The sequence below is a fragment of the Klenkia soli genome (genome assembly GCF_900103975.1).
Taxonomy (GTDB): Bacteria; Actinomycetota; Actinomycetes; order Mycobacteriales; family Geodermatophilaceae; genus Klenkia; species Klenkia soli.
In genome coordinates this window covers 29,887-44,004 of record NZ_FNIR01000012.1, presented here as the reverse complement: position 1 = coordinate 44,004, position 14,118 = coordinate 29,887, and the positions used below count along the sequence as shown (strand labels likewise).

The following is a 14,118-nucleotide window of genomic DNA, read 5'->3' as shown; positions in this document are numbered from 1 at the left end:
CCGGCAGTCTTGCTCAGCAGGGCAGGTCGTGGTCCAGCGGGCGGCCGTCGAGCTCGGTGACGAACTGGGCGAGCACGACCTCACCACCCCCGACGAGGGCGGGGAGCCCGCAGAGCTCGGCGGCACCGAGGGGGTCCAGGGCGCCGGCCAGCCAGCTGTCCAGCTCGTGCAGGGGCGAGCCCGGCGGCACCCAGCCGACGATCTCGCGCCACTGCTGGCCGGTCGAGTACAGGCCCACCTCCGCGCCGGAGGCGGTCAGGTGGTCGACCATGCCCTCGAGCGCGGCCCGGTTGTTCGCCTGGGCCCGGGCGGACCCGGTCTGCCAGGTGTTGGACGTCTCGACGTCCAGCCACCAGACGACGTCGGCGGCCACCACGGGGACGCCGGCCCGCGCGGCGGCGGGCAGCAGGAACCCCTGGACGTCGACGACGGCGCGGGCCTGCCCGTAGACCCAGGAGCACGCCGGTCCGGCGTCGCCGTGGCAGCTGCCGTAGGGGCTGTCGCCCGTGTCGGGCCAGGTGCCGGGCAGCGGATCAAGTCGACCGGGGTTGGCGGTGTTGACGTAGACCTGCAGCCCCGGCGACCCGGGCAGCCCCGCGGCCCAGGCCAGCTGCTCGGCCAGGCACGGGTTGCCGGTCGTGGCCACCCCGCCGTTGACGCCGACCACGCCGAAGGCCGCGACGGCCGGCAGCGGCTCGCCGCACTGGGGGTGGGAGACGTCGTAGCCCACCCCGGTGTCGGCCGTGGCCACGCCGGGCGCGCCGAGGGCACCCAGCACCAGCCCCGCCAGCACGGCGAGGACACCCCGTCGAGCCCCCATGGGCGCCGACGGTACCTGCGTCAGGCGGGTCGGGCGTCGGCCTCCAGCACGTCGTGCGCCGACACGACCACCAGCGGGTCGGGCGTGCCGACGACCGCCTCGTCCCGGTCGGTGTAGGGCATCACCGACAGCACGTGCCGCATGGCCTCCAGCCGGGCGCGCTTCTTGTCGTTGCTGCGGACGACGGTCCACGGCGCGTGGTCGGTGTCGGTGGCGGCGAACACCGCCTCCTTGGCCCGGGTGTAGTCCGCCCACCGGTCGAGCGAGGCCAGGTCGGTGGGGGAGAGCTTCCACTGCCGCACCGGGTCGATCTGCCGCACGACGAACCGGGTGCGCTGCTCGCCGCGGGAGACCGAGAACCACAGCTTGACCAGCCGGATGCCGCTGTCGACCAGCATCCGCTCGAACTCCGGCGCCTGCCGCTGGAAGAGCTGGTACTCGTCGTCGGTGCAGTAGCCCATGACCCGCTCGACGCCGCCGCGGTTGTACCAGGAGCGGTCGAGGAGCACGATCTCGCCGGCCGCGGGCAGGTGGGCCACGTAGCGCTGGAAGTACCACTGGCCGCGCTCGCGCTCGGTCGGCTTGTCCAGCGCCACGACCCGGGCGCCGCGGGGGTTCAGGTGCTCGGCGAAGCGCTTGATCGTGCCGCCCTTGCCGGCGGCGTCGCGGCCCTCGAACACGACCACCACCCGATGCCCGGTCTCCTTGACCCAGCCCTGCAGCTTGAGCAGCTCGATCTGCAGGCGGCGCTTCTCGATCTCGTACTCGCGGCGACCCAGGCGGGTGTCGTAGGGGTAGTCCTCGCGCCAGGTCTGCACCAGGGTGCCGTCGGGGGCCAGCAGCTCTCGGTCGTCGTCCCAGTCCTCGTCGGAGTTCTCGTCCGGGAGCGGGGCCAACCGCCAGCCGGCCAGGTCGTCCAGCTGCTCCTGCTGGTCGGGGTCGGCGACGTAGTGGGGAGCGGAGGGCACGTCCAGAGGGGGCACCGCCGCATGCTCCACGGAGCCGGCGTCCGCCAGCCGATCCCCGGGTGAACGGGGGATGAAGGGTGCCGTGGCCCGCCGGCCGGCCACGCGCTGTTCGCCGACCGGTCAGCGGCCGACCCCCACCCGTCGACCCGGGCCGTGCAGCGTCGCCTGTCGTGGAGCCCCGACCACCGAGGAGACGATCGTGCGCCGTGTCCTGGCCCCCCCGCCCCCGACCGGCCCCCGCGTGCTCGTCGTGTCCGCCGGTGTCGGCGCCGGCCACGACGCCGCTGCAGCCGAGCTGGCCCTACGGCTGCGGCTGGCCGGTGCCGCGGTGCAGGTGCAGGACCTGCTGACCGCGCTGCCCGGGCCGCTGCGCCGCGTGGTCGGCGATGCCTACGGCCCGTGCGTCAACCGCGTCCCCGCCGCGTTCGACCTGCTGGTCCGCGGCCTGGAACGCGACGGCCTGCTCCGCCGCGCGGCCCGCCGGACGGCGACCGCGGCCCGCCCGGCCGTCGAGGCGTGGGTGCGTGCGGCCGGACCCGACGTCGTCGTCTCCACCCACCCGCTGGCCTCGCAGACCCTCGGCGACCTGCGGGCCGCGGGCACGCTCGCCGTCCCCGTGCTGACCTACCTCACCGACCCGGCCGTGCACCGCACCTGGCTGCACCCGGCCGTGGACGACCACCTGACCGTCACCGCGGCGACCGCCCGGCACGGTCTGGTGCGCTACGGGGTGCCGATGACCGTGGCCGGTCCGCTGGTGCCGGCCCGCTTCGCCCGGCCGGTCCCGGCGACGACGAGGACCCGGTTGCGTGCCGGGCTGGGGCTGGGGCTGGGGCTGGCCGGCGGGCACCCGGTCGCGCTGGTCGTCGCCGGGTCCCTGGGCCTGGGCGACGTCGCGACCACGGTGGCCGACCTGTGCGCGGTCGGTGCCGCACCGGTCGTGCTGTGCGGGCGCAACGCGGCCCGGCGGGACCGGCTGGCCGCGCTGCCCGGCGTGGTCGCGCTCGGGTGGCGGGACGACGTGCCCGAGCTGATGGCCGCCGCCGACGTGCTGGTGCACAACGCCGGCGGGATGTCCTGCACCGAGGCGCTGGTCGCCGGGCTGCCGATGATCACCCACCGGCCGATCCCCGGGCACGGCCGGGCCAACGCCGCGGTCCTCGCCGACGCCGGCCTCGCCCCCTGGACGACCACCCGCGCCGAGCTGGCCGCCGCCGTGGTCGCGGCGGCCGCCCGTCCCCGGCCGCGCCGGCGGCACCCCGACCCGGCCACGCTGGTGATGGACCGGCTGACCGGGGCGCGGGTGCCGGCCGCGGCCTGAACCGGGCTCAGCGTCGGCGGGGTGCGGTCGCCGTCCCCGCGACGACGCCGAGCAGCAGGAGGCCGACGACGGGGGCGCCGGCCACCCACGGGGCGCGCTCGAGGTAGGGCAGGCCCTCGGCGAGCATCGCGCCCCACTCCGGGGAGTCGGTGGCCGCCCCCAGGCCCAGGAAGCTCAGCGACGCCAGGGCCAGCGACGCCGAGGGCACCCGGGCCAGCGCGTGCCGCACCAGGGGGCCGACGACGCCGGGCAGCACGTGCGACCGCAGCACCCGGCCCCGCCCGGCCCCGGCCAGCACCGCGGCCCGCACCGGCGCCCCGGCCAGGCCCAGCACCACCAGCGACCGGCCGTGCACCGCCAGCGGCACCCACGCCACGACCAGCACGCCCAGCGCCGCCGGCAGCAGGCCCGGCCCGGTGACGGCCGCCAGCACCACGCCGACCAGCACCCCGGGCAGCGCGTTGAGCACGTCGGGCACCCCCGGCCGAGTGTCCCGGGCGGTCGCCGCGACCAGCAGGGCCAGCACCGTGGCCAGCGCGGTGACCGCGACGCCGACCCCGACGGTCAGCAGCGCCCCCGCACCGAAGCGGGCCAGCACGTCCCGCCCGACGGCGTCGGCCCCCAGCGGGTGCGACCAGGAAGGCGGGGCCAACCGGTCGCCGAGCACCACCGCCCCGTCCCGCAGCACCCCCGCGGCGACCCCGACCAGCAGCACCCCGGCGGCGACCAGCGGGACGGCGGTGCCGCGCGCCGCCACCGGCACGGGCGCCACGAGGTCCCCGGCGCCCAGGGCCGGGCGCAGCAGCCACCGGTGGGCGGCACCGCCGGCGAGCCCGACGAGCAGGCCCAGCAGCACGAGCGCCAGCACGCAGCCCTGCAGCAGCGGCAGGTCCAGGGCGAGCACCGCCCGCAACGCCGTCCGGCCCGCGCCGGGCACCGCGAACAGCTGCTCGACGGCGACCGACGACCCGAGCACCCCCACCCCGACCAGCGCCAGCTGGGGTGCCGCGACGGCGACCGCCCGGCGCAGCACCGACCGGGCGACCGCGCTGGTGCCCGCGCCGTTGACCCGGGCGGTGCGCACCCAGGGCTCGGCCACCGCGGCGGCGACCGTGCTCCCCAGCACCCGGGCCAGCAACCCACCGCCGGGCAGCCCGAGCGCCAGCGCGGGGAGCACGACCTGGGCCGGGGTGCCCCACCCCGAGGTCGGGAACCAGCCCAGCCCGACCGCGGCCCCGGTCAGCAGCAGCACGCCGAGCACCACCTCGGGGACGGCGGCCAGCGCGGTGGGCGCCCACCCGCCCGGTGGCCGGCCTCGGCGCACCGCGCGCACCGTCGCCGGCACCAGCAGGAGCGCGGCGACGAGGACGGCGACCCCGACCGCGGCCCCGGCCAGCCCGGCGGAGACCCCGACCGCCCGCAGCACCTCGGGGGCCACCGGCTCGCGGTCCACCCAGCTCACGCCCAGGTCGCCGCGCAGGGCCCGGGACAGCCACTGCCACGCCCCCGACACCGGCCCGGCGGGCAGGTCGAGGTCGACCCGCAGCGCCTCGACGACGGCGGGGTCCCGGGTCCGCTCGGCGTAGAGGGCCCGGAAGACGGTGACCGCCGGGTCCTCCCCGCGCAGCCACGGCAGCGCCGCCAGGAGCAGGACGACGGCCAGTGCGGTGCCGACCACCGCCAGCCCGCTGCGCAGCCCCCTCATGCCGGCAACCGCAGCACCGCGTCGCGCAGCAGCCGGGTCTCGGCGGCGACCGGAGCGCGCAGGACGTCGACCGCGGGACCGTGCTCGACCACCCGGCCGGCCGCGAGGACGGCGACGTCGCCGGCCAGCGCGCCGGCCAGCGCGAGGTCGTGGGTGACCAGCAGCAGCTGGGTCCCGAGCCCCGTCAGCAGCGCCAGCAGGTGGCCGCGGAGGACGGCGTCCGCCCCCGAGAGCAGCTCGTCGGCGACCAGCAGCGTCGGGCGGTGGACCAGGGCCCGGGCCAGCGCGATCCGCTGCCGCTGCCCACCGGAGAACGCCGCGGGCCGCCGGTCGGCGGCGCCGGGGTCGACGTCGACCGCGGTCAGCACCTCGCGGACCCGAGCGGCGGGGTCACCGGGCAGGTCCAGCAGCCGCAGCGGCTCGGCGACGCTGCGGCCGACCGGCCAGCGCGGGTCCAGCGAGCTGCCGGCGTCCTGCGCGACCACCCCGACCGCCGCCCGCAGCCAGCGCAGCGACCGGGCCGACCCGGGGGCCACGGGCCGGCCGAGCACCCGCACCGTGCCGGCGTCGGCGGGCTCGAGGCCCAGCAGCACGCGCAGCAGGGTGCTCTTGCCGGCCCCCGAGCTGCCCACCAGCGCCAGGTCGCGCCCGGCGGGGAGCTCCAGGTCGACGCCGTCCAGCGCGGGCGCGCCGTGCCGGCGGTAGCGCCGGACCACCCCGTGGACCTCGATCACGACGGCCCGGCCCGGGCGGCGGCCACCAGCGCGCGGGTCACGGGGTGCTGCGGCGCGGCGAGCACGGCCGCGGTCGCCCCCTCCTCGACCACCCGGCCGTCGGACAGGACCAGCACGCGGGTGCAGCAGCGGGCGACCACGGCCAGGTCGTGGCTGACCAGCAGCAGGGCGGGGGCGAGCCGGTCGACCAGGTCCAGCACGGCGGCCTGGCTGACGGTGTCCAGCGCCGTCGTGGGCTCGTCGGCGACCAGCAGCCGGGGCCGCCCGGCCAGCGCCAGGGCCAGTGCCACGCGCTGCCGCTGACCACCGGACAGGGTCGCCGGCCACGCCCGGGCGACGTCCTCGGGGTCGGCGAACCCCAGCCGGGCCAGGTCCTCGCGCGCCTGCACGCGGGCCGCGGCGCGGGTCAGGGCGTGCAGGCGCCGGGCGGGGCCGGCCAGCTGCGCACCCACCCGGGCCAGCGGGTCCAGCGCGGTGGCGCTGTCCTGGAACAGCGCCCCGGCGACCCGGCCGCGCAGCGACGGGTCGCCGGCCGGACGACCGGCCACCCGGACCGCACCGCTCACCCGCAGGTCGGCGGGCACCTCGCCGAGCACCGCCGCCACGGTCAGCGACTTGCCCGACCCCGACGGTCCGACCAGGCCGACCCGCTCGCCCTCGGCCACCGCGAGGTCCAGCGGGCCGACCAGCCGACGGTCCCCGGCCGTGACGGCGAGCCCGGTGACCTCGACGAGCACGCGGCTCAGCCCACCGACGTGTCGGCGGTGATGATCGACCGCTCCCACGGGTCGGCGGCCAGCCCGGCCACCCGCTGGGACACCCCGAACCGGGTGCGGTCGTGCACGACGGGCACCACGGCGTCGGCGCCCAGCACGGTGCGCTCGACGGCGAGCGCGACCTGGTTGCGGGCGTCGACGTCGGCCAGCGGCGAGCCGGCGGCGAGCTGCGCGTCGACGGCGGGGTCGCAGTAGCGGGACAGGTCGTAGCCCCCGGCGCAGCCGAAGTCCGAGGACAGGTAGGACAGCGGGTCGGCGGTGTCCTGGCCGTAGGACCGGCTCATGAGGACGGCGTCGTACGTGCCGGCGAGGTAGTCGGCCTCCATGTCGGTGTAGAGCCCGACCCGCAGGTCGACGTCGAAGCCGGCGGTGCGCAGCGCGTCGGCGACCGCCGCGGCCACCTCGGGCAGCTCGGCCCGGTCGGAGAAGGTGGCCAGCGTGATCGCCTGCCCGCTCGGCGCGGTGGCGGTCGGGTGGTCGGGGGGCTGCCGGTCCGCGGCCCAGGTCGACGTCGGCCCGAACAGGCCCTCGGGGGCGTCGGCCTGGCCCTCGTACACGGTGCCGGCGATGTCCAACCCGGCGATCGCCTGCCGGGCGGCCTCGCGCAGGCCCGGGTCGGCGAACACCGGCGAGGTCTGGGTCAGGTGCACCGACACGGTGCGGGGGAGCGGCACCGACTGCAGCTCGTCGTCGGCGCCCAGCGTGCCGATCTGCGAGACCGGGACCGCTTGCGCGACGTCCACCTCGTCGGCGCGCAGGGCCGCCGTCCGGGAACCGCCCTCGGAGAGGAAGCGGACGTCGACCCCGGCGGCGGCCGGGGTGCCGCCCCAGTAACCGGCGTAGGCGTCGAGCTCGGCGCCGGTCGTGCCGTCGACCGAGACCAGCTCGTAGGGCCCGGTTCCGGTGCCGACCAGGTCCGGGGACGACGGGTCGGCGTAGGCGCCGGGGGAGAGCACCACCAGCTCCGGGGAGGTCAGCCGCTGGGGCAGCACCGGGTCCGGCGCGGCGGTGGTGAGGGTCAGGGTGTCCTCGTCGGCCACGGCGACCGAGAGGTCCACCCCGGACAGCGCCCGCGGGGTGGGGTCGGCGTCGACCGCGTGCTGCAGGCCCGCGGCCACCACGTCGGCGGTCATCGCCGTCCCGTCCTGGAAGGTGACGTCGTCGCGCAGGTCGAACCGCCAGGTCAACGGGTCGACCTGGGTCCAGGACTCGGCCAGCAGCGGCTGGGGGGCGCCGGCCGGGTCCAGCTTGACGAGCGTCTCGGTGGCCCCGATCCCGTAGCCGGTCACGGCGTCGTCGCTGTAGGGCGACAGCCCGGCGACCGGCACGAAGGCGTAGGCCAACCGGATGCGGTCGCTGCCCGCGGCGGTCGTGCCGCCCCCGCAGGCGGTCAGGGCCAGCAGGGCGGTGATGCCCAGGGCGGTGCGTCTCAACGGCTCTCTCCTCGCGAGCGGCAGGGGGTCTGCGGCACCGCGGGGGGAGACCGGGCAGGGGTGACCCGCCGTCGTCCGGACCCGCCCACGAGGTCGCCGACCGACCACGCGGAGGTCCCGCGCGGCCACGGCTGGCAGGTCTTCGGACTCGCGGGCACGGGCCCGGGGACCCACCTACTGGCCGTCGCTTCCCAGGTGCTGGTGCACCCAGTGCTTCGTTGACGGCGGTCGTTCCTGCTCACCGCTGCGGGGCAGTCCCGGACTCGCACCGGGTTCCCTCTTGCCCCGGCCACCTCGCGGCGGCCGGACCAGCTGCGCCACCCACCCTAGGGGTGACCCGCCGGTGAACTCCCGGCGACACCTGGTCGGGAGCCGCAACCGGGCCGGGCGGGCGACGTTGACCCGGGCATGGCCGACGCCCTCACCCGCCGCCGCTTCCTCCAGGTCACCGCCGCCGGCGGGGCGGGGGTGCTGCTGTCCACCGTCGCCGGGACGACCCCCGCCCGGGCCGGGGTCGGCGACCTCCGGGTGTACGTGCTGGTCGTCGACGGCATGCGCCCGGACGAGGTCACCCCGCTGAGCACGCCGACGCTGTGGTCGCTGCAGCAGGCCGGGACGACGTTCCCCCAGGCCCGCTCGCTGCCGGTGATGGAGACCATCCCCAACCACGTGATGATGATGACCGGGGTGCGGCCGGACCGGTCCGGCGTCCCGGCGAACTCCGTGTACGACCGGGCCGAGGGCGCCGTCCGCACCCTCGACCGGGCCACCGACCTGAAGGCGCCGACCCTGCTCGAGCGGCTGGCCGCGACCGGGCGGACGACGGGCAGCGTGCTCAGCAAGGACTACCTCTACGGCGTCTTCGGCACCCGGGCCACCCACCGCTGGGAGCCCTTCCCGCTGCTGCCGGTCACCGGGCACGCCCCCGACGTCGCCACCACGGACGCCGCGATCGCCGTGGTCGACGAGTTCGACCCCGCCCTGGTGTTCGTCAACCTGGGGGACGTCGACCGGGTGGGCCATTCCGACGTCACCGGGCCCTACGGCCTGCAGGCCGCCCGCCGGGCCGCGCTGCTGACCCAGGACACCCAGGTCGCCCGGTTCGTCACCCACCTGCAGACCACCGGCCGCTGGGCCAGCTCGGTGCTGGTGGTGCTGGCCGACCACTCCATGGACTGGTCGGTGCCGACGAACGTGATCTCCGTCGACCTGGTGCTGCAGGCCCGCCCCGACCTGCGGGGCAGCGTGCAGATCGGCCAGAACGGCGGCGCCGACCTCGTGTACTGGACCGGCCCCGCCGCCGGTCGGGCCGCCGGGCTGCGGCAGGTGGCCGACCTGGTGCGGGTCCACCCCGGCGTGCTCTCGGTGCAGCCGCCGGCGGAGCTGCGGCTGGGCCCGGAGGCCGGGGACCTGGTGGCGTACTGCCGGCCCGGGTGGCGGTTCAGCGACCCCACCGTGGTCAGCAACCCCATCCCGGGCAACCACGGCCACCCCGCGACCGAGCCGATCCCGTTCTTCGTGGCCGGCGGGCACCCCCGCGTGCGGCAGGGGATCTCCACCGCCCAGGCCCGCACCGTCGACGTCGCGCCCACGGTCGGGTCGCTGTTCGGCCTGCCCGCGCCCCGCGGCGGCTACGACGGCACGGCCCGCCGCGAGGCGTTCCGCCCCTAGGCCTTCCGCGGTCAGGCCCCGCGCGGCCGGTCGCTGCGCGGACCCAGCTGGGCCACCGGGCCGCTGATCCGGCGCGAGCCCCGCACCGACTGCCAGGCCGACTCGAACCCGACCGTCGCCTGCGGGTCCACCCGGGGGTCGACGGCCAGGCCCTTGTCCCCGCCCGAGCGGATGAACCAGAAGTCGGTCTGCACCCGGTCGGGGGTCACGTCGAGGACGGCGAAACCGTGCCCGATGCCCTCCAGGTACCGGATCCACGGGTTGGCCGCCTGGAACGCGGTGGTCGCCGCCACCGCCGCGGCCGCCGAGTTCCCCAGCGACTCCTTGAACCCGTTGCTGGTCACCGAGGGGCAGACGAACTCCACGCCCACCGAGGACGGCGCCGCGGTGTACCGGGCCACGTCGAAGGCGGGCGGGAGGTCGTTGGCCCACGAGGAGTGGATGTCGCCGGTGAGCACGACCGGGTCGGTGCCGCCCCGACCCATCGCGGCGATCAGCGTCGCCTGGTCGGCCTGGTAGCCGTCCCACTGGTCGGCGTTGTAGACCTGCCCGCCCAGCACCCCCACCCGGGGCACGGCGAACAGCCGGGTGAGCACCGTCTGGTTGCCGACCAGGTGCCAGGGCTTGCGGCTGCGCGTGATGCCGTCGGTCAGCCACCGCAGCTGCTCGGGCTCGGGCAGGTGCCGGCCGGGGTCGGCCAGCGCCGGGTTGACCTGCCCGCCCACCGTCGTCGGCACCTGCTGGCTGCGGTTCTGCCGGGTCTCGACGATCGACAGGTCGGCCAGGTCGCCGAAGGAGAACCGCCGGAAGAACTGGGTGCCCCGGTGGGGTGCGGGCTGCCAGCCGGGCTCGCGGATCGGCATCCACTCCAGGTACGCCTGGTAGGCCACCGCCCGGCGGGCCAGGAAATCGCCCTCGGCGCGCACCCCGGCCGGCTCGCCCGGGCCGGTGTAGGAGGTGTCCGGGTCGTCCTGGGCCTCGTGGTTCTCCGCGCCCGTGGCGTAGGCGTCGTTGGTGACCTCGTGGTCGTCGAAGATCGTGATCCACGGGTGCTGCTGGTGCGCCGCCTGCAGGTCGGGGTCGGTCTTGTAGAGCGCGTGCCGCAGCCGGTAGTCGGGCAGGGACACCATCTCGGTGGCCGGCTGGTGGTCCCGGGTGCCGGCCAGCTCGGCCGGCCCGTAGCGGTCCTCGGCGTTGCCGTACTCGTAGAGGTAGTCGCCCAGGTGCAGCACGGCGTCCAGGTCGTCGCGGGCGGCCAGCCCGCGGTAGGCGGTGAAGTAGCCGCCGGTGAAGTTCGAGCAGGAGACGAACGCCAGCCGCAGCGCGTGGGTGCGGCCCGGCTCGTCGGGGGAGGTCTGCGTGCGGCCCACCGGGGACGTCGCCCCGCGGCAGGTGAAGCGGTACCAGTACCGGGTGTAGGGGGTCAGCCGGGGGACGACGACCTTGACCGTGTGGTCGCGGGCCGCGTCGATGCGCACCGTGCCGCGCTGCACGACCCGGCGGAACGCGGGGTCGGCGGCCACCTCCCACCGGACCTGGCTGGCCGGCCCGAGCCCGCTGCCCGGCACCGCCTGCGGGGTCGGGGTGACCCGGGTCCACAGCAACACCTCGGTGGCGGTCGGGTCCCCGGACGCGACGCCGAACCCGAAGACCCCCGACCGGGCCTGGTCCGCCACCGCGGCCCGGGCCTGCTCGGTGCTCAGCGACCCCAGCGCGAGGACGGCGGCGCCGATCGCACCGCCCTGCAGGACGGCGCGGCGGGTCAGCGGTGCGGTCATGGTGGTCCCCCGTGGACAGGTGGCGTGCGGACCACCCGACCCTGCGCGACCCGGGTCACCGGCAGCTGACCTCCGGGTGAACAGCTGCCGCCGGTGGGCGAGACTGGCCCGGTGACCGACGTCCGCGGGCTGGTGGCCGGCCTGCGGGCCGCCGGGCTGGCCCAGGTCGAGGACGGCGTCCGGCGGCGCGCCGAGTACAGCTCCGACGCGTCCAACCACCGGGTGGTGCCCACCGCGGTGGCCTACCCGCGCGACGCCGACGAGGTGCTCGCCGCCCTGGCGGTCTGCCGGGACCTCGGCACGCCGCTGACGATGCGCGGCGGCGGCACCTCCATCGCCGGCAACGCGATCGGTCCGGGCCTGGTGCTGGACACCTCCCGCCACCTCACCCGGATCGTCGCGCTGGACCCGGTCGCCCGCACCGCCGTCGTCCAGCCCGGGGTCGTGCTGGACCGGGTCACCGACGCCGGCGCACCCCACGGGCTGGCCTACGGCCCCGACCCCTCCACCCACTCGCGGGCCACCATCGGCGGCACGATCGGCAACAACGCGTGCGGCGCGCACGCGATGAGCGCCGGCCGGGCCGCGGACACCGTGGTGTCGCTGCAGGTGGCCACCGCCGGGGGAGCGGTGTTCGACGCTGGCCCCCGCGATGCCGGCCCGGTCGACCTCTGGCCGGTGGTCGACGCGCACCTGGCGGCGATCCGCACCGGGTCGGGCCGGTTCCGCCGGCAGGTGTCGGGCTACTCGCTGGAGCACCTGCTGCCCGAGAACGGCCGCCACGTGGGCCGCTTCCTCGCCGGCTCCGAGGGCACGCTCGCCGTCCTGCTTCAGGCGACGGTCTCCCTGGCCGCGGTGCCCGCCGCCACCGCGCTCGTCGTCCTCGGCTACCCCGACATGCCGGCCGCGGCCGACGCCGTCCCCGCGCTGCTGCCGCACGCCCCCCGGGCCGTCGAGGGCATGGACGCCCGGTTGGTCGACGTCGTCCGCCGTCGGCGCGGTGCGGCAGCCGTCCCGGACCTGCCCCGCGGGGAGGGCTGGTTGTTCGTCGAGGTGGCGGGGGAGTCGGCCGCCGCGGCCCAGGACGCCGCCCGCCGGCTCGCCGCCGACGCCGGGGCGCTGGACTCCCTGGTGGTGACCGGCCCCGACGCGCTGAGGCTGTGGCGGATCCGCGAGGACGGCGCCGGGCTGGGCGGGCGCACCCCCGCCGGGGCGCCGGCCTGGCCCGGGTGGGAGGACGCCGCCGTCCCGCCCGAGCACCTGGGCGCCTACCTGCGCGACTTCCGCGGCCTGCTCGACGCGCACGGGCTGGACGCCCTGGTCTACGGCCACTTCGGCGACGGGTGCGTCCACGCCCGCATCGACTTCCCGCTGGCCGCCCGCCCGCAGGTGCTGCGCGGGTTCGTCGAGGCCGCCGCCGACGCGGTGGCCCGGTACGGCGGGTCGGTCTCGGGCGAGCACGGCGACGGCCGGGCCCGCAGCGAGCTGCTGCCGCGCATGTACGGCCCCGAGCTGCTGGGCGCGTTCGCCGCGGTCAAGCACGCCTTCGACCCGACCGGGCTGCTCAACCCCGGGGTGCTGGTCGAGCCCGAACCGCTGGACGCCACCCTCCGGCTGCCGGGTGCCCACCCGCTGCGCGCCCGGGCGTTCGCCCTGCCCGAGGACGGCGGCGACCTGTCCGTGGCCGCGCACCGCTGCACCGGGGTGGGCCGCTGCCGGGCCGACGCCACCGCCACCGGCGGGGTCATGTGCCCCTCGTTCCTGGCCACCGGCGACGAGCGCGACTCCACCCGCGGCCGGGCCCGGGTGCTGCAGGAGGCGGCCAACGGCACGCTTGTCGGCGGCCTGGGCGCCCCGGAGGTGCTGGAGTCCCTGGACCTCTGCCTGTCCTGCAAGGGCTGCGCGGTCGACTGCCCGACCGGGGTGGACATGGCCACCTACAAGGCCGAGGTGCTGCACGCCCGCTACCGCCGCTGGTGGCGTCCGCGCACGCACTGGTCGCTGGGCTGGCTGCCGCTCACCGCCCGGCTGGCCTCCCGCGCGCCGCGGCTGGTGAACGCCCTCCTGGGGACGGCGGCCGGTGGTGCGCTCGCCCGGGCGGCAGGCGGCATCGACCGCGACCGCGAGCTGCCCCGCTTCGCCCCCGAGACCTTCCGCGCCTGGTTCGCCGGGCAGCCGACGGGGGACGGCGACCCGGTGCTGCTGTTCGTCGACACCTTCACCGACCACTTCACCCCCGAGGTGGGCCGGGCCGCGGTGGCGGTGCTGGAGGACGCCGGGTTCGCGGTGCAGCTGTCCGCGCCGGTGTGCTGCGGGCTGACCTGGATCTCCACCGGGCAGCTCGACACCGCCCGCGGCCAGCTGGCCCGCACGGTGGCCGCCCTCGACCGGGGCCTGCCGGTCGTGGGGCTCGAGCCGTCCTGCACGGCGGTGCTCCGGGGTGACGCCGTCGAGCTGGTGCCGGGCCCCGCGGCCGAGCGGGTCGCCGCGGCGACGCACACGCTGGCCGAGCTGCTGGCCACCCGGCCGGGCTGGACGCCCCCGGACCTCACCGGCGTGCGCGGCGTGGCCCAGCCGCACTGCCACCAGCACGCCGTCCTGGGCTGGGACGCCGACCGGGCCCTCCTCGCCCGGGCCGGTGCCGACGTCACCGCGGTGGGCGGCTGCTGCGGGCTGGCGGGGAACTTCGGCGCCGAGGCCGGTCACCACGCGGTGTCGGTGGCGGTGGCCGAGACCGCGCTGCTGCCCGCCGTCCGGGCCGCGGGGGCCGGTGCCGCCGTGCTCGCCGACGGGTTCAGCTGCCGCACGCAGCTGGACCAGCTGGCCGACGTCCGCGCCCGGCACCTGGCCGAGGTCCTCGCGGAGGGAATGCACCGCGCGCAGGACGGTTGAGCGTTGAACTACCATGGACG

At 77.4% G+C, this 14,118-nt stretch carries 10 protein-coding genes and 1 riboswitch; of the genes, 3 read left to right on the top strand and 7 right to left on the bottom strand.

Annotation, left to right across the window (positions count from 1 at the left end; all coding sequences use genetic code 11):
• Positions 1-13: 13 nt before the first annotated feature.
• Positions 14-820: a hypothetical protein gene (locus BLS67_RS18060; RefSeq protein ID WP_091247773.1), complete on the bottom strand. Its 807-nt coding sequence runs from the start codon at positions 818-820 to the stop codon at positions 14-16.
• Between the two features lie 20 nt (positions 821-840).
• Positions 841-1,788: a polyphosphate kinase 2 gene (gene ppk2, locus BLS67_RS18055; protein WP_165617661.1), complete on the bottom strand. Its 948-nt coding sequence runs from the start codon at positions 1,786-1,788 to the stop codon at positions 841-843.
• A gap of 199 nt (positions 1,789-1,987) precedes the next feature.
• On the opposite strand from ppk2, the gene BLS67_RS18050 reads away from it, so the two are divergent.
• A complete protein-coding gene (locus tag BLS67_RS18050; RefSeq protein ID WP_165617650.1) occupies positions 1,988-3,109 on the top strand; it encodes an MGDG synthase family glycosyltransferase in 1,122 nt (373 codons plus the stop codon).
• Between the two features lie 7 nt (positions 3,110-3,116).
• Here the strand turns inward: BLS67_RS18050 and BLS67_RS18045 are convergent, their stop codons facing one another.
• The 4 genes from BLS67_RS18045 to BLS67_RS18030 are packed head-to-tail and all read right to left on the bottom strand — an operon-like array spanning position 3,117 to position 7,757.
• Positions 3,117-4,814, bottom strand: coding sequence for an ABC transporter permease subunit (locus tag BLS67_RS18045; RefSeq protein ID WP_091247769.1), 1,698 nt, complete (start codon positions 4,812-4,814; stop codon positions 3,117-3,119).
• Complete coding sequence (locus BLS67_RS18040; RefSeq protein WP_207500711.1) at positions 4,811-5,548, bottom strand: ATP-binding cassette domain-containing protein; 738 nt, start codon at positions 5,546-5,548, stop codon at positions 4,811-4,813. Before BLS67_RS18040 ends, BLS67_RS18045 begins: the two co-directional genes overlap by 4 nt.
• Positions 5,545-6,285 carry an ATP-binding cassette domain-containing protein gene (locus BLS67_RS18035; protein WP_091247768.1) on the bottom strand — a complete coding sequence of 247 codons (741 nt, stop codon included), beginning with the start codon at positions 6,283-6,285 and terminating at the stop codon, positions 5,545-5,547. Before BLS67_RS18035 ends, BLS67_RS18040 begins: the two co-directional genes overlap by 4 nt.
• Positions 6,286-6,290: 5 nt before the next feature.
• A complete protein-coding gene (locus BLS67_RS18030) occupies positions 6,291-7,757 on the bottom strand; it encodes an ABC transporter substrate-binding protein (RefSeq protein WP_131801782.1) in 1,467 nt (488 codons plus the stop codon).
• Between the two features lie 127 nt (positions 7,758-7,884).
• A riboswitch (cobalamin riboswitch) is annotated at positions 7,885-8,072 on the bottom strand.
• Positions 8,073-8,165: 93 nt separating this feature from the next.
• Here BLS67_RS18030 and BLS67_RS18025 point away from each other — a divergent pair.
• Complete coding sequence (locus tag BLS67_RS18025; RefSeq protein WP_091247766.1) at positions 8,166-9,428, top strand: alkaline phosphatase family protein; 1,263 nt, start codon at positions 8,166-8,168, stop codon at positions 9,426-9,428.
• Positions 9,429-9,439: 11 nt separating this feature from the next.
• On the opposite strand, the gene BLS67_RS18020 is transcribed toward BLS67_RS18025, so the two are convergent.
• The gene (locus tag BLS67_RS18020; protein WP_091247764.1) at positions 9,440-11,206 is read right to left on the bottom strand and encodes an alkaline phosphatase D family protein; all 1,767 of its coding nucleotides are present in this window, start codon (positions 11,204-11,206) and stop codon (positions 9,440-9,442) included.
• Between the two features lie 111 nt (positions 11,207-11,317).
• On the opposite strand from BLS67_RS18020, the gene BLS67_RS18015 reads away from it, so the two are divergent.
• Complete coding sequence (locus tag BLS67_RS18015) at positions 11,318-14,098, top strand: FAD-binding and (Fe-S)-binding domain-containing protein (protein WP_091247762.1); 2,781 nt, start codon at positions 11,318-11,320, stop codon at positions 14,096-14,098.
• Positions 14,099-14,118 lie beyond the last annotated feature (20 nt).

Excerpts from the sequence above, each read along its gene's own strand:
- BLS67_RS18060 (WP_091247773.1), bottom strand. The coding sequence starts at position 820 with ATGGGGGCTCGACGGGGTGTCCTCGCCGTGCTGGCGGGGCTGGTGCTG.
- BLS67_RS18020 (WP_091247764.1), bottom strand. The coding sequence starts at position 11,206 with ATGACCGCACCGCTGACCCGCCGCGCCGTCCTGCAGGGCGGTGCGATC.
- BLS67_RS18045 (WP_091247769.1), bottom strand. The coding sequence starts at position 4,814 with ATGAGGGGGCTGCGCAGCGGGCTGGCGGTGGTCGGCACCGCACTGGCC.
- BLS67_RS18025 (WP_091247766.1), top strand. The coding sequence starts at position 8,166 with ATGGCCGACGCCCTCACCCGCCGCCGCTTCCTCCAGGTCACCGCCGCC.